19 protein-coding genes are annotated in these 18,585 nt (G+C 64.1%); 13 read left to right on the top strand and 6 right to left on the bottom strand.

Features of this window, described 5'->3' with window-relative positions; genetic code table 11:
* The first annotated feature begins 16 nt into the window (after positions 1-16).
* The 5 genes from rph to H5P29_RS00480 are packed head-to-tail and all read left to right on the top strand — an operon-like array spanning position 17 to position 3,300.
* On the top strand, positions 17-733 hold the full coding sequence (gene rph / locus H5P29_RS00460; protein WP_067954563.1) for a ribonuclease PH: 717 nt from the start codon (positions 17-19) through the stop codon (positions 731-733).
* Positions 734-743: 10 nt separating this feature from the next.
* Positions 744-1,154 (top strand): VOC family protein, encoded by a 411-nt coding sequence (locus H5P29_RS00465; protein WP_067954565.1) that lies wholly within the window; start codon positions 744-746, stop codon positions 1,152-1,154.
* Positions 1,154-1,801: an RdgB/HAM1 family non-canonical purine NTP pyrophosphatase gene (rdgB, locus tag H5P29_RS00470; protein ID WP_154384697.1), complete on the top strand. Its 648-nt coding sequence runs from the start codon at positions 1,154-1,156 to the stop codon at positions 1,799-1,801. Before H5P29_RS00465 ends, rdgB begins: the two co-directional genes overlap by 1 nt.
* Positions 1,801-2,967, top strand: a complete 1,167-nt coding sequence (gene hemW / locus H5P29_RS00475) for a radical SAM family heme chaperone HemW (RefSeq protein ID WP_154384696.1) — start codon at positions 1,801-1,803, stop codon at positions 2,965-2,967. Before rdgB ends, hemW begins: the two co-directional genes overlap by 1 nt.
* Positions 2,968-2,979: 12 nt before the next feature.
* A complete protein-coding gene (locus tag H5P29_RS00480) occupies positions 2,980-3,300 on the top strand; it encodes a low molecular weight protein tyrosine phosphatase family protein (RefSeq protein WP_154384695.1) in 321 nt (106 codons plus the stop codon).
* Between the two features lie 6 nt (positions 3,301-3,306).
* On the opposite strand, the gene H5P29_RS00485 is transcribed toward H5P29_RS00480, so the two are convergent.
* Positions 3,307-3,780 (bottom strand): GNAT family N-acetyltransferase, encoded by a 474-nt coding sequence (locus tag H5P29_RS00485; protein ID WP_154384694.1) that lies wholly within the window; start codon positions 3,778-3,780, stop codon positions 3,307-3,309.
* A gap of 92 nt (positions 3,781-3,872) precedes the next feature.
* Between H5P29_RS00485 and H5P29_RS00490 the strand changes: the two genes are divergently transcribed.
* The 4 genes from H5P29_RS00490 to H5P29_RS00505 all read left to right on the top strand — a co-directional run bounded on the left by H5P29_RS00490 (position 3,873) and on the right by H5P29_RS00505 (position 6,142).
* Entirely contained in the window at positions 3,873-4,310 is a 438-nt protein-coding gene (locus H5P29_RS00490) for an EamA family transporter (protein WP_067954574.1), read from the top strand.
* Positions 4,311-4,526: 216 nt separating this feature from the next.
* Complete coding sequence (rsmI, locus tag H5P29_RS00495; RefSeq protein ID WP_067954576.1) at positions 4,527-5,426, top strand: 16S rRNA (cytidine(1402)-2'-O)-methyltransferase; 900 nt, start codon at positions 4,527-4,529, stop codon at positions 5,424-5,426.
* Complete coding sequence (locus tag H5P29_RS00500; RefSeq protein ID WP_067954578.1) at positions 5,419-5,790, top strand: YraN family protein; 372 nt, start codon at positions 5,419-5,421, stop codon at positions 5,788-5,790. The genes rsmI and H5P29_RS00500 overlap by 8 nt, the downstream gene beginning before the upstream one ends.
* 121 nt (positions 5,791-5,911) lie before the next feature.
* Positions 5,912-6,142 carry a DUF3297 family protein gene (locus H5P29_RS00505; protein ID WP_067954580.1) on the top strand — a complete coding sequence of 77 codons (231 nt, stop codon included), beginning with the start codon at positions 5,912-5,914 and terminating at the stop codon, positions 6,140-6,142.
* A gap of 109 nt (positions 6,143-6,251) precedes the next feature.
* Here H5P29_RS00505 and H5P29_RS00510 read toward each other — a convergent pair whose 3' ends face one another.
* Positions 6,252-6,530 (bottom strand): acylphosphatase, encoded by a 279-nt coding sequence (locus H5P29_RS00510; protein WP_154384693.1) that lies wholly within the window; start codon positions 6,528-6,530, stop codon positions 6,252-6,254.
* A 125-nt stretch (positions 6,531-6,655) separates the two neighbouring features.
* A complete protein-coding gene (locus H5P29_RS00515; RefSeq protein ID WP_154384692.1) occupies positions 6,656-8,026 on the bottom strand; it encodes a cytochrome P450 in 1,371 nt (456 codons plus the stop codon).
* A 183-nt stretch (positions 8,027-8,209) separates the two neighbouring features.
* On the opposite strand from H5P29_RS00515, the gene H5P29_RS00520 reads away from it, so the two are divergent.
* Positions 8,210-8,779, top strand: a complete 570-nt coding sequence (locus H5P29_RS00520) for an NADPH-dependent FMN reductase (protein WP_154384691.1) — start codon at positions 8,210-8,212, stop codon at positions 8,777-8,779.
* A 140-nt stretch (positions 8,780-8,919) separates the two neighbouring features.
* Entirely contained in the window at positions 8,920-9,366 is a 447-nt protein-coding gene (locus H5P29_RS00525) for a response regulator (RefSeq protein WP_067954587.1), read from the top strand.
* Positions 9,367-9,434: 68 nt separating this feature from the next.
* On the opposite strand, the gene H5P29_RS00530 is transcribed toward H5P29_RS00525, so the two are convergent.
* On the bottom strand, positions 9,435-11,333 hold the full coding sequence (locus tag H5P29_RS00530) for a PAS domain-containing protein (protein ID WP_083948229.1): 1,899 nt from the start codon (positions 11,331-11,333) through the stop codon (positions 9,435-9,437).
* Between the two features lie 502 nt (positions 11,334-11,835).
* Here H5P29_RS00530 and gyrB point away from each other — a divergent pair.
* A complete protein-coding gene (gene gyrB, locus H5P29_RS00535) occupies positions 11,836-14,283 on the top strand; it encodes a DNA topoisomerase (ATP-hydrolyzing) subunit B (protein WP_067954591.1) in 2,448 nt (815 codons plus the stop codon).
* Positions 14,284-14,448: 165 nt separating this feature from the next.
* Positions 14,449-15,084, top strand: a complete 636-nt coding sequence (locus H5P29_RS00540; RefSeq protein ID WP_067954593.1) for a Pr6Pr family membrane protein — start codon at positions 14,449-14,451, stop codon at positions 15,082-15,084.
* Between the two features lie 67 nt (positions 15,085-15,151).
* On the opposite strand, the gene H5P29_RS00545 is transcribed toward H5P29_RS00540, so the two are convergent.
* Both H5P29_RS00545 and H5P29_RS00550 read right to left on the bottom strand, forming a co-directional pair.
* Positions 15,152-15,844 carry a response regulator transcription factor gene (locus tag H5P29_RS00545; RefSeq protein ID WP_067954596.1) on the bottom strand — a complete coding sequence of 231 codons (693 nt, stop codon included), beginning with the start codon at positions 15,842-15,844 and terminating at the stop codon, positions 15,152-15,154.
* On the bottom strand, positions 15,841-18,579 hold the full coding sequence (locus H5P29_RS00550; RefSeq protein WP_154384690.1) for a sensor histidine kinase KdpD: 2,739 nt from the start codon (positions 18,577-18,579) through the stop codon (positions 15,841-15,843). Before H5P29_RS00550 ends, H5P29_RS00545 begins: the two co-directional genes overlap by 4 nt.
* Positions 18,580-18,585: the final 6 nt, after the last annotated feature.

Below are 18,585 nucleotides of genomic sequence, written 5' to 3' on the forward strand. Positions count from 1 at the left end.
CATAGAAAGTAGCCGTATGCGCCCCTCCAAACGCCAGTTCGACGAAATGCGCGCCATCTCCTTCGAGCGCAACATCTCCAAGCACGCCGAAGGCTCGTGCCTAGTCAAGTTCGGCGACACCCATGTGCTGTGCACGGCGAGCCTTGAAGAGAAGGTGCCGGGCTGGATGCGCAACACCGGCAAGGGCTGGGTGACGGCCGAGTACGGCATGCTGCCGCGCTCGACCGGCGAACGCATGCGCCGCGAAGCCTCTTCCGGCAAGCAGGGCGGCCGCACGCTGGAAATCCAGCGCCTGATCGGCCGCTCGCTGCGGGCCGTGGTAGACATGCAGGCGCTCGGCGAGCGCCAGATCACCGTCGACTGCGACGTCATCCAGGCCGATGGCGGCACCCGCACGGCCTCGATCACCGGCGCGTGGATCGCGCTGTACGATTGCCTGCGCTGGATGGAAGCGCGCCAGATGGTCAGCATCGACAAGGTGCTGAAGGACCATGTCGCGGCGATCTCCTGCGGTATCCATGATGGGCAGCCGGTCATCGACCTCGACTATCTCGAGGATTCCTCGGCCGGCACCGACGCCAATTTCGTCATGACCGGCAAGGGCGGCATCGTCGAGATCCAGGGCACCGCCGAAGGTACGCCGTTCTCGGAGGAAGAGTTCCTGCAGCTGATGGGCCTCGCCCGCAAGGGCATTGCGCGTCTGGTCGACCTGCAGAAGATGGCGGTGGGCTGAGGCTCTCGCCATGCAGCCCTCGGCGATCCTCGAATCCGCGCTCTATGTCACCGACCTCGATGCCGCAGAAAACTTCTACGGCGAGGTGATGGGACTGGAGCGGATCGCCAAGGTGCCGGGGCGGCATGTGTTCTTCCGCTGCGGCCAGGGCGTGCTTCTGCTCTTTTACGCCGAGGCGACGCGGCAGCCACCGAAGCCCGATGCCAGGCTGCCGGTGCCGCCGCATGGTACGTCAGGCCCGGGGCATCTGTGCTTTGCCGGCACGGCCGAAGAAGTCGAGGACTGGAAGACGCGGCTCGAAGGCGAGGGTATAGCCATCGAAGCCGATTTCGAATGGCCCAATGGCGGCCGTTCCATCTATTTCCGCGATCCCAGTGGCAATTCGCTCGAGATCGCCGAGCCGAAACTATGGGGCCTTTGATGCGCAAGCTTGCCGACAATGAGATCGTGATCGCCAGCCACAATGCCGGCAAACTGCGCGAATTCGCCAACCTGATGGCGCCGTTCGGCATCGGGGCCAAGTCGGCCAAGGAATACGGCCTGCCCGAACCCGACGAGACTGGCACGACCTTCGAGGAAAACGCCTACATCAAGGCGCTGGCCGCGGCGACCGCGACCGGCCTGCCGGCCATGTCTGACGATTCAGGGCTGGTGGTCGACGCGCTCGACGGCGCACCCGGTGTCTACACCGCCAACTGGGCCGAAAAGCCGGATGGCACGCGCGACTTTGCCATGGCAATGCAGCGCACCGAGGACGCCCTGCAGGAGCGCGGTGCCAAGGCCGTCGCGCAGCGCACCGGCCGCTTCGTTGCCGTCATCTGCCTGGCATGGCCGGACGGACACGCCGAGTATTTCCGTGGCGAAGCCGAGGGCAATCTCGTCTGGCCGCCGCGCGGCGAAAAAGGCTTTGGCTACGACCCGGTATTCCTGCCCAAGGGCTTCGACAAGACCTTCGGCGAGATGAGCGCCGACGAAAAGCACGGCTGGAAGCCGGGCCAGGCCGACGCACTGTCGCACCGGGCCCGCGCCTTCCAGAAGTTCGCCCGTGCCATGCTCGGTTCGGCCTGATGGCATTTGCGTCGCTCAGCCGCGACCCCGGCTTCGGCGTCTATGTGCACTGGCCGTTCTGCGCGGCCAAATGCCCTTATTGCGACTTCAACAGCCATGTCCGCCACCAGCCGGTGGACCAGGAGCGCTTTGCCCGCGCCTTTTCGACGGAACTAGCAAACATGCGCGCCCGCACCGGGCCGCGCGAGGTGACGAGCGTGTTTCTCGGCGGCGGTACGCCGTCGCTGATGCGGCCCGAGACGGTCTGCGCCGTGCTGGAGGCGATCGCTGCCAACTGGACGATCGCAGATAGTGCTGAAATCACGCTCGAGGCGAACCCGTCGTCGGTGGAAGCCGAGCGCTTCCGCGGCTATCGCGCTGCCGGGGTCAACCGGCTCTCGCTTGGCGTGCAGGCGCTGAACGACCAGGATTTGCGCTTCCTCGGGCGGCTGCACAATGTCGAGGAGGCGCTGCATGCGATCGGACTGGCACGCGAGATTTTTCCGCGCCTGTCCTTCGACCTGATCTATGCCCGACCCGGCCAGAAGCCGGATGCCTGGGCGGCGGAGCTGAAGCAGGCGATCGGTTATGCCGTCGACCATCTGTCGCTGTACCAGCTGACAATCGAAGAAGGCACGCGCTTCTTCCAGCTCTACAATGCCGGCAAGTTCGAGATCCCCGACGGCGAGCACGCGGCGGAGCTCTACGCCATCACCCAGGACGTAACGGCGGCGCATGGCCTGCCGGCCTATGAAATCTCCAACCACGCCAAACCGGGCGCCGAGAGCCGGCACAATCTGACCTACTGGCGCTACGGCGAATATGTCGGCGTCGGCCCCGGTGCCCATGGCCGCTTCCTGGAGGACGGCACGCGCATCGTCACCATCGCCGAGAAGCTGCCGGAACGCTGGGTCGAACTGGTCGAGCAACGTGGCCATGGCGTGGTCGGCGGCGAGACGCTGACACGCTCGGAAGAGGCCGACGAGTTCCTGCTGATGGGCCTCAGGCTGGTCGAGGGCATCGACCTCGCCCGCTACGAGCAGTTATCCGGCAAGTCGCTGTCTTCGGCACGGTTGTCGATCCTGCAGGGCGAAGGGCTGGTGGCACCGATCGGCAATTCGCGCTTGCGCGCGACGCCTGAGGGCATGATCGTGCTGGACGCCGTCGTGGCCGACCTGGCGCGGTAGGCGGGGACTGCGATGAAGAACGTGCTCTTCGTCTGCAGCCAGAACAGGTTGCGCAGCCCGACGGCCGAGCAGGTGTTTGCCGCCCGGCGCGACATAGAAGTCGACTCGGCTGGCACAAACCACGATGCCGAGAACCCGCTGACAGCGGAACTGGTGGTGTGGGCCGACATCATCTTCGTGATGGAAAAGGCCCACCGCACCAAGCTACAGAAGAAATTCCGCAGGTCGCTGAAGGCGCGCGTCGTCTGCCTCGATATTCCCGAAGACTACGCTTTCATGGACCCGGCACTGGTGACGCTGCTGGAAGAGCGGGTGCCGGGGCACCTGCGCTAAGGCCGATCAGGCACCACGCTTCATCGAAAAAACGTTGAGCCCCTCGACATCTTCCTCGATGCGCTGCCAGCCGAGGCGCTCGTAGAAGGCGGAGACGGCAGGTTTGGCGCAGAGATAGGCGGTGTCGAAACCCTGCCCGAACGCCGCGTCCGCCCCGGCCTGGACAAGAGCCGCGCCGATGCCGGACCTCCTGGCGGTTTCGTCGACCCAGACGGCGGCCACCCAGGGCGAATATTGCGGCCGCGATTCGAGATCGTTGTCTATCAGGTGAGCGGTGCCGAGAAAGGTGTCGCCGTCATGGGCGACGAACGCCTGCGGCAGGCCGGTCGAGGCAAAATTCTCGTCGACGAGGCCCCTGATAAAGGCGCGTTCGTGGCCGTCCTGACGCCACCAGGCGTTCCAGATGCGGTCGGCGACGTCATCAGCGAAATCCGGCCTGTCGCGAAGATCGGAGATGGAATAGGTCTTGTGCGTCGCCATGGTATCAGCCCGATTTCGAAATTTTCAGGCGTCCGGTACAGCATGGGCAAGCAACGATCCAGCAGCCAAGAGATCAGAACAACGGAGCCAACATGAATTCAGCCCTAGATTCCTGGCAGTTCTGGGCCATTCTCTCAGCCACTTTCGCGGCGCTGACGGCGATATTCGCCAAGGTCGGCATCGAGAACATCAATTCCGACTTCGCGACGCTGATCAGGACTGTGGTGATCCTTCTGGTGCTCGGCGCAATCATTGCCGCCACCGGGCAGTTCCAGCCGCTCGGCGAGATTTCGAGCAAGACCTATCTGTTCCTCGTGCTTTCCGGGCTGGCCACGGGGGCGTCGTGGTTGTGCTACTTCCGCGCGCTGAAGCTCGGAAACGCGGCGCAGGTGGCGCCGATCGACAAGCTAAGCGTCGTTCTTGTCGCGGTGTTTGGCGTCATTTTCCTTGGCGAGCGACTTGGCACGGCGAACTGGCTCGGCGTCGCGCTGATCGCGGCGGGTGCGGTGCTGGTCGCCTACAAGGCGTGAGGGTGGAGCCGCCTTGGTGGCGGCGTCGAGGCGGGAGATGAAGGCGTCGAAACGATGGGGCATGGCCGGTACGATTGCCTCTGTTCACGAATCGCTCTGTTCCGATCCGCGGCGGCGATTTGCTTCCCGCACTGTGGCAAAGCCATGGCAGAATCGATCACATCCTTTTGCAAGCCGGATCGGACCATGCCAAGGAGAAGGTGAAAGCGAGGCGGCGTGCAGAACAACGAAAACAAGCGGGTCTATGTCATCGGACAGACCGAGATCGCGGCGCGGCCGCTGACGCCTGCGCTCTATCTGGTGGCGACGCCGATCGGCAATCTCGGCGACATCACCCTGCGCGCGCTGGAGACCCTGGCCGGCGCCGACCATGTCGCCTGCGAGGACACGCGTGTTACCCGCGTATTGCTCGACCGCTACGGCATCCGCCAGCGGCCGACCGCCTATCACGAGCACAATGCCGGCGAAGCCGGGCCGCGGCTGATCGAGGCACTGGAAAACGGTCGCAGCGTAGCGCTTGTATCGGACGCGGGAACGCCGCTGGTTTCCGATCCGGGTTTTCGCCTTGTCGGGCAAGCACAGGAGCGCGGCATTCGCGTCGTGCCGATCCCCGGCGCCTCGGCTGTGCTGGCGGCACTGACCGCCTCGGGACTACCTTCGGATGCGTTCTTCTTTGCCGGCTTCCTTCCGGTCAAGGACGGCCAGAAGCGGACGCGGCTCGAAGAGGTAAGGACCGTGCCCGGCACGCTGATCTTTTTTGAATCGCCACGACGGGTGGCCGACACCCTTGAAGCCATGGCCGATGTGTTGGGCGCGCGCCAGGCAGCGATCGGGCGCGAACTGACCAAGGCCTTCGAGGAAATCCGCACCGGCACGCTGGCCGAACTCGCCGCGCACTATGCTGCGGCCGACACGCCGAAGGGCGAGATCGTCATCTGTGTTGCGCCACCCGCGGAACGGACCGAGACGGCCGACGACGTCGACAAGCTCCTGCTGTCGCTGGCCAAGGAGATGCCGGCGTCGAAGGCGGCGGCGGAAGCCGCGCGCATGACCGGCCAGCAGAAACCGGCGCTTTATCGCCGATTGCTGGAGCTCCGGGAAGGATCCGGTGACTGACCGGCGCACCCGGCAGAAGGCACTGGGCCGCGGCCATCGCGGCGAATGGCTGGCCGCGCTTGCGCTGATGCTCAAGGGCTATCGGATCGTCGCTCGCCGCTACAAGACCAAGCTCGGCGAGATCGACTTGATCGCGCGGCGCGGCGACCTGGTGCTGATCGTCGAGGTGAAGGCGCGTAGAACGCTGGTCGAGGCGATGGAGGCCGTCGCCTATGGGTCAGAACGGCGCATCGAGGGCGCTGCCGATTTGTGGCTCGCGCGACAGCCCGACTATGGCAAGCTTTCGGTGCGTTTCGACATGGTGGCGGTGCTGCCGCGTCGTTGGCCGGTGCATGTCGAGAACGCCTTCCAGGGGCGGAACTGAGCTTCGAGCAGCCGTTGGCTCTTTACGCCTGCCGCCATTGCCCTTAACAGGCCTCGCAAAGCTCGCGATGCGGGCAATCGAGGTTCGCGCCCAGGGGGCGCCCTAGTTACTGGAGATGGCAATGTCCCTGCCCGACCGCCTGAGCAACGACCCGCGCAGTCCCTTTTTCAACGCAGAGGCGCTGGAGGCTGGCGTCGGCATCATGTTCAACGGCAAAGAGCGCCAGGACGTCAGCGAGTATTGCGTCAGCGAAGGCTGGATCCGTGTGCCGGCCGGCAAGTCCAAGGACCGCTTCGGCGAGCCGATCACCATCAAGCTCAAGGGCACTGTCGAGCCTTTCGTGAAGGCGTGATGTTGGCGAGCAGTACGCTGAACAGCCGCCCCTAAGCACCACCCGCTGTGCGTACCACTTTCCCCCTCGACAGGGGGAGAGGAAGCGCCAGTCGGCGCGGTTGCGTTGGTCAAGCGGTGATGTTGAAGCCAGCGGAAACGTCGGCAGGACTGGCCGTTTCCTGAACCACGCTGCGGACTTCACAGCCGGGCGGCCCTTGCCAAAACGCATCCAGCATCGAGGTTACTGCCTCTTCAGGACCCGAGATCAAGGCGCTGACGGAGCCGTCTCGCTCATTGCGGACCCAGCCGTTCAGGCCGAGGCGACGGGCCTCGCGCTGCGTCCAGATGCGGAAACTGACGCCCTGGACGCGGCCTGATATGCGGACGAGGACGGCGCTGTCGTTCATGTCAGCCTCCATGTGGTGCTCCCGGATTCCCCGTCCTCTCTTTGTGGGAAGGCGGCGTCGAGCGACACTGACATGGCTCTGCCGAGCGTCGCGCCGCCCCCCCTCAAACGGGGAGAAAGATGCTGTCACCGCCGCGTCACCCGCATCGGCAGGCCGCCTTGCGGCTGGGTGGTCAGCTTCTGCACCGGCCAGGGCCTGGTTTCGTCAGTTGTGTCGAAGCGGAAGCGGGAGAGCAGGATGGCGAGCGCGATGATGGCTTCCTGCATGGCGAAACTCATACCGATGCAGACACGCGGACCGGCGCCGAAGGGCAAATACTGGTAGCGGTCGATCCTGTCGCGGTTTTCGGGATGGAAACGCTCAGGCAGAAACGCGTCCGGCTTGTCCCAGAGCTTGCGGTGGCGGTGGACCGTCCAGGGCATGACCAGCACTTGCGCCTTGCGCGGGATCTTGAAGCCCTTGTATTCGTCCTCGGCGATCGGCTCGCGGTTGATCGACGGCGCCGGCGGGTAGAGGCGCAAGGCCTCTTCGAAAGCGGCGCGGGTGAGCGGCATGGCGTCGAGCCATCTGACAGGATCGGGCTCGCGCGCCAGCACTGCGTCGATTTCCTGCTCGATGCGGTCGCGCTCCCAGGTCGCCTCGGCGAGGCAGTAGATGGTCCAACCGAGCGCGCGGGCCGTGGTCTCGTGGCCGGCGCCGATGAAGGTGATGATGTTGTCTTCGATCTCCTGGCGCGACAGGCCATCGGGGCCTTCGGCACGCAAGAGCAGGGTCAGGAAATCCTCGGGCGCGCCGGCTGCGTCACGCACCAGCTTGTCGCTGCGCATCGCCACCGTGTCGGTGACGATCTTGCGGAAATAGGCCATGGTCTTGCGCCCGCGGATGCGGGTGAGGCGCGGCAGCCATTCGGGCGCGCGCAACAGGTCGAGCGGGTCGACGCGACCCATGGTCTCGAACAGCCGGTCGATCTCGTGGGCGAAGCTGCCGGACTCGCCCGCGATCTCGCCCGAAAACAGCGTCTCGGCCAGAATCTCGTAGGTCAGCATGGTCATGTCGTGGGCAACATCGACGGTGCCTGAGGCGTCCTCGTAACGTTTGACGAAGTCGAGGGTGCGGGCGAGCATCGGCTGGGCGAAACCAAAAATGTGGCGCGGGGTAAAGACCGGGGCCATAGCCTTGCGGGAACGCTTCCAGACGTCGCCCTCGGCGGTAAGCAGACCATCGCGCAGGATCGGTCGCAGGATCATCTGGCGCACGGTCGCCATCTTGTAGTTTCTGGCGTTGTCGACCAGCACGTGACGGATGAGCCCGGGATCGTTGGCGATGACCAGCGGACCGCCGACGCCGTTCACCGAGATCCAGGGCTCGTTGTAGGACGGCTCGCCCCACAGCTCGAGCGGATTGCGATAGACGATGCGCATCATCTCCAGCGTCGACGGCGGCGTGTTGCGCGGCGTCGGCGCGGGCGGGACGAAGGGTTCGGGTCTTGTGTCCATCAAATGTGCCTCATCCGTGGAATGTAGGCATGGAGAGTGGGCACGTCCATGCGGCGGAACGGGACGATGACCGAGATGTGACCGGGTTACCTCGAGGTGCCTTCTTGCCATGGCGGGGTCCAAGCGACTATTTCCCGCCAGTCACCTTTTGATACCGCCCCTTACCTGCCAAGGACTGAAATCTTGAAATACCAGCTCAATATCGTCGTGGCCAGCACCCGCCCCGGCCGCGTCGGACCCGTTTTCGCCCGCTGGCTCGATGCCTATGCGCGCGAGCATGGCAAATTCGAACCCGTCATCACCGACATCGAGGCCTTCGGCCTGCCGATCTTCGACGAGCCCAGACACCCAAGGCTCGGTCAGTACGAGAACGAGCATACGAAGAAGTGGTCCGAGGCGATCAAGGCCGGCGACGCCTTCGTGTTCGTGACGCCGGAGTACAATTTCTTCGCCGCGCCTGCGCTGGTGAACGCCGTCAACTATCTGGCGCGCGAGTGGAACTACAAGCCGGCCGGTTTCCTGAGCTATGGCGGCGTCTCTGCCGGCCTGCGCGCCGTGCAGTCGGAAAAGATGCTTTTGACGACGCTGAAGATCATGCCGATCCCCGAGGCGATCGCCATCCCCGCTTTCACCCAGCACCTCGCCGAGGATGGCGAGTTCAAGTCGAACGCGCTGATCGACGACAGCGCCAAGACGATGCTCAACGAACTGTTCCGCTGGAGCGAAGCGCTGAAGCCGCTCCGTGTCGGTTGACCACGTCGTTGCGTCAGGACCACAATTGAGGCGACGAACATTGTCTTTGCGGAAATTCACCCCCCTGGCATGCAACCTATCGCTGACGGTGACGTTTGGCCCATGCAACCAATCAACAGGGAATACGCGTGTAGAGTGACATGATGAACTGCAAGGTGATGGTGGTTGAAGACGAGATCTTCGTTGCCACCGAAATTGAGAGCATGCTCGAAGAGCTAGGACACCACCCGATCGGCATCGCCATGGACTCGGCGAGTGCCCTCGACTTGGCGCGGCATGCCGAAATAGCGCTTGTTGACCTCAATTTGCGGGATGGTCCTACCGGCCCTTCACTGGGCAAGATTCTTGCCGAACAGTTCGGCGTGACGGTGCTGTTCATCACCGCCAACCCTTCGCAACTGGGCGACGGCGTTCCCGGCACGATCGGCGTGCTTCCCAAGCCGGTGATGGACGAAGAATTGTCTGAAGCGGTACGATATGCAGTGGCGCGCCGACACCGCCTTGCCGCCGAACCGCCAACGCGGCTGAAGCTGTTTGGAGCGGATAATTGCAATGACCGCGAGGACGGACTTGGCGTAACCGCCTGACGAAAACGCGACGTCTCAACATCATCAGGGGCGCTCCGGCCGAAGCCGTTGCGCCCTTTGTCGTCGCTCTAGCGCCGCAACGTTGCCGAACGGCTGAGCTGTGCTGCCGGCATCGTCAGTTCCACTTCGAGCCCATCCGCCTTCCAGCGCCGCTGCAGCGTGCCGCCAAGCTGGCCCTGGACGCTGAGTGTGATCAGGCGGCTGCCGAAACCTTCGTCGGCGGGCGGACCCGAAACTGGCGCGCCACCCGTTTCCTTCCAGACCATGCGATACTTGTCGCCGCTCAGAACAGCGTCGATGACCACGCGGCCATCGGCCTCCGCCAAGGCGCCATATTTCGCCGCATTGGTGGCAAGCTCATGAAACAGCAACGCAAGCGGAGTGGCCGCGCCGTCGTCGATGGTGGCGTCGTCACCGTGGAAGGTAAAGCGGCCGGAATCGTCGCCGACATGCGGAGCGAGCAGAAGCTCGACCAGGGCGCGCAGCGAAGACTGGTTGTTCTGCGGCCGCGATGCCCGGCTGTGCGGCCGGACAAAATCATGCGCCTTGCCCATCGCGCTGATGCGCTGCCTGAGTTGGTCGGCCAAGGGCTTGATGTCAGGATGGGACCGCGCCGACAGGCTGATGATGCCGTTGAGAACCGAAAAGATGTTCTTGATGCGGTGGCTGAGTTCGTGCGCGACGATCTCGCGCTCCTCGGCAACCTGCTTGGTTTCATGGATGTCGGTACAGGTGCCAAACCAGCGGATGATCTCGCCGGCCTCGTTGCGGATGGCCAGCGCCCGACCCAGTGTCCAGCGGTATTCGCCATTGGCATGACGCAGCCGGTACTCGATCTGGTAGGGCTCGCCGGTGGCGAGCGAATGGCGCCACAACTCCCAGGCGCGGTCCTGGTCGTCGGGATGGAACATACCTGCCCATGCCTCGCCATCCGTCGAACCGAGCGGCATGCCGGTGAATTCGTACCAGCGCGCATTGTAATAATCATGGAAACCGTCGGGCCTGGTCGACCAAACCATCTGCGGCATGGTGTCGGCAAGCGTGCGGAAGCCGGCTTCGCTTGCCGCCAGCGCCGCCTCGACCGCCTTGCGCTCGGTGATGTCGATGACGACGCCCGGCAGACGCGGATTGCCGCCGACGGTTTCGAAAAACTTGCCGGTGGCAAGCACCCAACGGATACCGCCATCGTCGTCGACGAGGCGATACTCGGCCCGAAATCCGCCGCGATTGGCGATTGCCTCATCGGTCTTGCGCGCGACGAAGTCCCGGTCGGCGGGATGGATGCGCCTGAAGAAGCCTTCAGCCGAAATGCCCTGTTCGGCTTCGGCGAGGCCGACGCCGAACATCTCGGCGAAACGCGCGTCGGCTGTGACGATCCGGCTGGTCAGATCGAGTTCCCAGGCACCGACGATGCCCGACGCCTCGAGCGCCAGCGACAGGCGCTCCTCGCTGCGGGCGAGTGCCTTTTCGGCACGTACGCGCTTGGTGGTTTCAGCCAGGATCGCAAATGCACCAACCGCCTCGCCGTCGTCGTCGAGCAAAGGACTGTAGTCGAGCTCGAGCCAGACGCGTTCGGCGGCACCATTGCGCCACAGCACCAGTTCCTGATCCTCGTAGGTCAGCGTTTCACCCTCGAAGATGCGGTCGATGACGGTACGGTTGAACTGCGCGACCTCGGGCCAGCTGTCAAAGACTGAAGTGCCGAGGCAGGCCGGATGCCTCGCGCCCGCGATGTCGCGATAGGCGTCGTTGTAGATCATCACGCCCTTGCGGCCGATGAGCAGGCACATCGGCATTGCCGATGCCAGCATGATGCGGATCGTCATGCGCACGACTGCCGGCCAAGAACCGATCGGGCCGATCGGCGTAGACGTCCAGTCCAAGGCCTCGATGAGCCCGGCCAGCTCACCTGAAACGATCGGATTGGAAACCTTGTCGTCGGCCTTCAATGGTCTTGTGGTCGGCATGGATGAGAATTTTCTCGGCTGAAATCTGTTGTGAAAAGTGTAGGCCGGCAAAAAGTGGGCCCCACCGTGTCAGACGGAAGTGAGACAACATTATTGATGAGCCTGAATGCACCAGCGCGGCGTTTGTTCCAAACTCCGCCTACATGAACGGACGAGAAATCACATAGTTTCGCCAGTTTGCCAACAATCGGCGGCTTCCACGGCTGCGTCGCCAACATGCCGCCGTCGATCGGCTTCCGGTAGCAGTGTGTCGGCATTTGGCGCACGTAAACTACGGCCTGTACTCGTTTTCGGGACGCGCTGCAGGCAGCGCAGATGGGTCGAACCATCAAGCCGGAGGACGAGGCGCCGCAAGGCCACGCGGCATGGCGTTATCCCCTCGCAAAAGCCCGGTAAAACTTGGAAAAACCACACTTAACGCCTATATCTGGGGCACCAACGGGCGTGCGATTCGGGGCCGATTTTGCCGCGTCCTCCTGCGGCAGTCAGACGAAAGTTTTTCATGAGCGACCAGTCCGAGAACCTTCCCGGCGCAGAAGCCGAGTACGGCGCAGATTCCATCAAGGTTTTGAAGGGGTTGGATGCCGTCCGCAAGCGCCCAGGCATGTATATCGGCGACACTGACGACGGCTCGGGCCTCCACCACATGGTCTATGAGGTCGTCGACAACGCGATCGACGAGGCGCTGGCCGGCCATGCCACGCTGGTGACGGTGTCACTCAATCCCGATGGATCGGTGACCGTGACCGACAACGGCCGCGGCATTCCGACCGATATCCACCCTTCGGAAGGCGTTTCCGCCGCCGAGGTGATCATGACGCAGCTGCATGCTGGCGGTAAGTTCGACCAGAACTCCTACAAGGTGTCGGGCGGCCTGCACGGCGTCGGCGTGTCCGTCGTCAACGCATTGTCGGTGTGGCTGAAGCTCAGAATCCGCCGCAAGGGCGAAATCCACGAGATGACCTTCAGCCACGGCAATGCCGTGGCGCCGCTGAAGGTGGTGGGACAGGCCGGCGACGAGACCGGCACGGAAGTGACCTTCCTGCCCTCGTCCGACACCTTCACCATGGTGGATTTCGACTACAGCACGCTGGAGCATCGCCTGCGCGAGCTGGCCTTCCTGAATTCGGGCGTGCGCATCGTCTTGTCCGACAAGCGCCATGCCGACGTGAAGGTGCAGGAGCTGCTCTATGACGGCGGCCTGATCGAATTCGTGAAGTATCTCGACCGCGCCAAGAAGCCGCTGATCGCGGCACCGATCGCCATCCGTGCCGAGCGCGACGGCATCACGGTCGAAGTGGCGATGTGGTGGAACGACAGCTACCACGAGAACGTGCTGGCCTTCACCAACAACATCCCGCAGCGCGACGGCGGCACACACCTTGCCGGCTTCCGCGGTGCCCTGACGCGCCAGGTGACCGGCTATGCCGAAACCTCGGGCATTTCGAAGAAGGAAAAGGTCTCGATCACCGCAGACGACACCCGCGAGGGCCTGACGGCGGTGCTTTCGGTCAAGGTTCCCGATCCGAAGTTTTCGTCGCAGACCAAGGACAAGCTGGTGTCCTCCGAGGTTCGTCCGGTGGTGGAGAGCCTGGTCAACGAAGCACTCGGCACCTGGCTCGAGGAGCACCCGACCGAAGCCAAGACGCTAATCGCCAAGGTGGTTGAGGCCGCTGCGGCGCGCGAAGCAGCGCGCAAGGCGCGGGAGCTGACCCGCCGCAAGGGCGTGCTCGACATCACCTCGCTGCCCGGCAAGCTGGCCGACTGCCAGGAGCGCGATCCAGCCAAGTCCGAAATCTTCATCGTCGAGGGTGACTCGGCAGGCGGCTCCGCCAAGAGCGGCCGCTCGCGCCAGAACCAGGCGATCCTGCCGCTGCGCGGCAAGATCCTGAACGTCGAGCGTGCGCGCTTCGACCGTATGCTGTCATCTGACATGATCGGCACGCTGATCACCGCGCTCGGCACCTCGATCGGCAAGGACGAGTTCAACGCCGACAAGCTGCGCTACCACAAGATCATCATCATGACCGACGCCGACGTCGACGGCGCCCATATCCGTACGCTTTTGCTGACGTTCTTCTTCCGCCAGATGCCGGAGCTGATCGAGCGCGGCCACCTCTATATCGCCCAGCCGCCGCTCTACAAGGTGACGCGCGGCAAGAGCTCGCAGTATCTGAAGGACGAAAGCGCCTTTGAGGATTACCTTGTCGATGTCGGTCTCGACGAGGCGTCGCTGACGCTTGCATCGGGCGAGGTGCGGACCGGTCAGGATCTGCGTATGGCCGTGGCCGACGCGCTTGGCGTGCGCACGCTGATCGACGGCCTGCATACGCGTTATTCCAGGCCGGTGGTCGAGCAGGCGGCGATCGCCGGCGCGCTCAACCCCGACATCTTCAACGATCTCGGCCGCGCCAAGGCAATGGCCGAAACAATCGCCCAGCGCCTCGACCTGATCTCGGAAGACATCGAGCGCGGCTGGACGGGCGAGATCGCGACCAGCAATGACGGTTCGGGCGGCTATGTCTTCGAACGCACGCTGCGCAGCGTCAAGGAAAGCATCCACCTCGACATGGCGCTGATCAACTCGGCCGACGCGCGCGCGCTTGACCGTTATGCTGCACGCCTTACCGAGCTTTATTCGCAGCCGCCGGTGCTGCGCCGCAAGGACAATTCGGAGACCCTGGCAGGGCCGCTGGCGCTGCTGACCGCCGTCTTCGCCTCGGGCCGCAAGGGCCTGACCATGCAGCGCTACAAAGGCCTGGGCGAAATGAACGCCGAGCAGCTGTGGGAGACGACGCTCGACCCGAACGTGCGCTCGCTGCTGCAGGTCAAGGTCAATGACGCCACCGATGCCGACGCGCTGTTTGCCCGCCTGATGGGCGACGAAGTCGAGCCGCGCCGCGACTTCATTCAGGAGAACGCTCTCAGCGTGGCCAATCTGGACGTCTGATCGCGGCGTTTTCTGAGTTTGATGTTTCGCCCCCTTCATTCAGCGGAGGGGGCGATTTTCGTTGGCAGGGAGATGCTGCGATGGCCGGAACCGTTGCCGGTACATTGCGCTGATGGCGCATTGATGTAGCTTGGCGGAAGAAATCAGCCTTGCAGGAAAGCTCCATTGCCCCTCCGCCGCGGCCTCGCCTTCGTCACGGCTATCGCTGCCTGGGCCGCCCTCGCCCTGCAGCTCGCGCTGCTGATTACCCAGGCCGTCAATGACGGCGGGTCGATCCTTGCTGCGGTTTGGCGGTTCTTCGGCTTCTTCACGATCATCATGAACTTGATGGCGGCGGTGGTGGCGACGGCGCTGGTGCTTGATCCGGGCGGGCGGTTCGCCGGGGTACGCTCACGGCTGGTGACGGCGGCGGCGATCGTGTTCGGCGGGCTTGTCTATTCGGTGTTGCTCAGGGCGATCTGGCAGCCGACCGGCTGGCAGGCCGTTGCCGACCATGCGCTGCATGACGTAACACCGGTACTGTTTTTCCTGACCTGGCTCGTCTGGGATCATGGCGGGCTCAAGTGGCGGGATGCGCTATGGGCGGCGGTGCCGCCGCTGGCCTATTGCGGCTATGCCTTTGCCAGGGGTGCCGCCGATGGCTGGTACGCCTATTGGTTCCTCAACCCGGAAGCGCTGAACCTCACGCAGCTTACGGCCAGCATCGTATTGCTGACCGCGGCCTTCCTGATCATCGCCGTCACGCTCGTCAGCATCGACCGCCTGCTGGGCGGCCGCAGGGGCGTGGCAAGGGCGGCTTAGGTCCTGCTCTTGCTTCAAGACGCGGGCGCGTTCAAGCAACCCTCAAGGCGAAGCCCAACGTCTGCGGTCAATCAGGTTCGCGCAGTCTGTAGCCGACGCCGGTTTCTGTGGTGATGTATTGCGGCTCGTCGGGGGTCTTTTCGATCTTCTGGCGGAGCTGGCGGACATAGACGCGGAGATATTGCACGTCGGCCGAGCCGCCCCAGATATGCTCGAGCAAGAAACGGTGGGTGAGCACCTTTCCGGCGTGCTGCACCAGAACGCGCAGGATGTCGTATTCCTTGGGCGACAGCTTCACCTCCTGGCTGCCAAGCCTGACGATGCGCTTGACCAGGTCGACCGACAGCTCGCCGGTCTGGAACACCGGCTTTTCACCCTGCTGCTGCAGCCTATGGCGAAGGGCGTTGCGGATGCGGGCGGCAAGTTCGTTCATGCCGAATGGCTTGGTCACGTAGTCGTCGGCACCCAGTTCGAGCGCCTTGACGATACCGGCCTCGTCGGTGCGGCTGGACAGGATGATCACAGGCACGTGAAGGCCCTCGCGCCGCCAGGCAGCGAGCAGATCGTGCCCGCCCATGTCGGGCAGGCCGAGATCGAGCAGGATGAGATCCGGCTTCTCGGCCCTGACCATGAGCATCGCCGGCTTGGCGGCCGGTGCTTCGGAAATGGCATAGCCCTGCGTCGAAAGCCCGACCCGCAGCAGCTTGCGGATAGGCGGCTCGTCATCGACGATCAGGATCTTCACCGACGCGTTGGTCATGCAATTCCGTCCAGATTTGATCCGCCCAGGACAGGCCCGGTGATATTTGGTCGCTCGGCCGGCACCGGCATGGTGATGGTGAAGACCGCGCCCGGCCGGTCGGCGCGGTTGGAGGCTATGATTGTGCCACCCATCGCCTCGACGAAACCACGACAGATCGACAGGCCGAGACCGGTGCCGGCGCGGACATGGTCGCCCTTGCGGACGCGATAGAACGTATCGAAAACGCGCTCCAGATCAGCCTGCGGAATTCCGGGCCCCTCGTCCATGAGCTGGATCGCAACCGTCGCACCGTCGGCCCAGCCGCGGATGCGGATCGTCGAGCCTTCGGGCGCATATTTCGCGGCATTGTCGAGCAGGTTGAACAGCACCTGCTCGAACAGCACCGGATCGAGCTTCAGCATCGGCAGATCGGCCGGCATGTCGAGTTCGGTCTTGTGCTGCACGGTGATCTTGGCCGCGCGGCGAAGTGCGGAGCCGACGATATCGCCGACATAATGCAGCGCCGAATTGGGCTCCATCGCGCCCGACTCGATCTTGGTCATGTCGAGCAGATTGGCGATGAAGCGGTTGAGGCGTTCGGATTCGTCGAGCACCGTCGAGACGAGCTCCGCCCTGCCCTCCTCGGGCAAAGACACACCAAACTCGCGCAGCGCACCGGCCGCGCCCATGATACTGGCGAGCGGGGTTTTGAGGTCGTGCGAGATCGAGGTGAGCAGCGCCGAACGCAGCCTGTCAGCCTCGACGGCAAGCCTGGCGCGGTCAACATCGGCGACGAGCTGGATGCGCTCGATGGCAACCGCCGCCTGGTCGGCCAGCGCATCGAACAGGCGCTGCTGTTCGGGCGTCAAAAGCGGGCCCTGGCGATCGTTGTCGAGACCGACGACGCCGACAGCCATGCGACCGGTGCGCAGCGGCAGATAGAGGCGCTTGGCGCCGGGCAAGGTGTCGGCGCCACGGCCGGCGGCACGGTTGTGTTCCCAGGCCCATCTGGCAGCGGCGATGTCGGCGTCGACGAGCGTGTCGTCGGGCGGATAGCCGGCCTTGACGGCGATGGTGCCCTCCTCGGGCAGCAGCAGCACGACGCGGACCTTGAGCATCGACGCAATCTGGAAGGCGGTGGCCCAGAGCACGTCGTCGAGCGTGCCGGTGCCGGCAAGCTTCTTGGAGAAGAGATAGAGGTCCTCGGTCATCCGGGCGCGCTCGCGGGCGGCGGCGGCCTGGCGCTGGACACGGCCGGTCAGGTTGGAGGCGATGACCGCGACGATGAGGAAGAACACCAGCGCGACCACGCTTTCAGGATCGGCGATGGTCAGCGTGTAGAGCGGCGGCAAAAAGAAGAAGTTATAGGCGAACGCGCTGAGCACCGAGGCAAACAATGCCGGCCAAAGGCCGAGCGTGACCGCCGAGCTCAGCACGGCCATCAGGAAGACCAGTGCGATGTTGCGAACGTCGAGGAATTGCCGCAGCGCAATGCCGACGACAAGCGCGCCGACAACGTGCAGTCCCGCCGTGAGATAAGGCCATGGGTCGAAGCGCCGCCGTGGAGTGGCCGTCTTCACGCTCTGCGAAGCAAGTGCCGCGTCCGGCTCGACGCCAGACGTAACGTGAACGCTTATGTTGCCAGCATAGCGGATCAGGTCGTGGGTAACCGAGCCCTCGAAATACTCGCGCCAACGCGACTTAGCCGGCTTGCCGACGACGATGTGGGTGAAGTTGTGGGTGGCGGCATGGCGGACGATGTCTGCAGCCACCGACTGGCCGGGAATGGTGATCGCCTCGCCGCCAAGCTGCTCGGCAAGGCGCATGGTCGCGGCGAGCCGGTCCTTGTCGGCGTCGGGCAGATTGGCCGAGCGCGATGTCTCGACATGGAGTGCCGCCCATGGGCAACGCAGGCGGTCGGCCTGGCGGCGCGCATAACGAACCAGCGAGGCGCCGCGCGGATGCTCGTCAACGGCAACCAGCACGCGATCGCCGGCCGCCCACGGCCCCTCAATGGCGTTGGCCTGCATGTGGGTCAGCAACTGCTCGTCGACGCGCTGGGCGGTGCGGCGCAGTGCCAATTCGCGCAGAGCGGTCAGGTTGCCGGGCGAAAAATAGTTCTCGATGGCGCGGCGCGCCGTGGACGGTACATAGACCTTGCCCTCGTGCAGGCGCTTGATCAGGTCGTCGGGCGTGAGATCGATGATCTCGACATCGTCAGCGCGATCGATGATGGAGTCAGGTACCGTCTCGCGCACGGTGACGCGGGTGATCTGGGCGACGATGTCGTTGAGGCTCTCGACATGCTGGATGTTGAGCGTGGTGTAGACATCGATGCCCTGGCTCAACAGCTCCTGGACGTCGAGATAACGCTTGGGATGGCGGCTGCCGGGCGCATTGGTGTGGGCGAGTTCATCGACAAGTGCGAGCGCCGGCCGGCGCGCGATGATGGCATCGAGGTCCATCTCTTCGAGGGTACGCCCCTTGTAGTCGACTGCCTTGCGCGGGACGACCTCGAAGCCTTCGACCAGTGCCTGGGTTTCGCGGCGGCCGTGAGTCTCGACGACGCCGATGACAACGTCAATGCCGTCGGCAAGGCGGGCGCGGCCCGACATCAGCATCTCGTAAGTCTTGCCAACGCCGGGGGCGGCACCGAGGAAGATCTTCAGACGGCCGCGTCCTTCACGCTCGGCTGTCTCAAGCAGCGCGTCCGGCGAAGGCCTGGATTCCTTGTCCCTGATATCGTCTGGCATCTGTCT

It is taken from the genome of Aminobacter sp. MDW-2, assembly GCF_014250155.1.
Taxonomy (GTDB): Bacteria; Pseudomonadota; Alphaproteobacteria; order Rhizobiales; family Rhizobiaceae; genus Aminobacter; species Aminobacter ciceronei.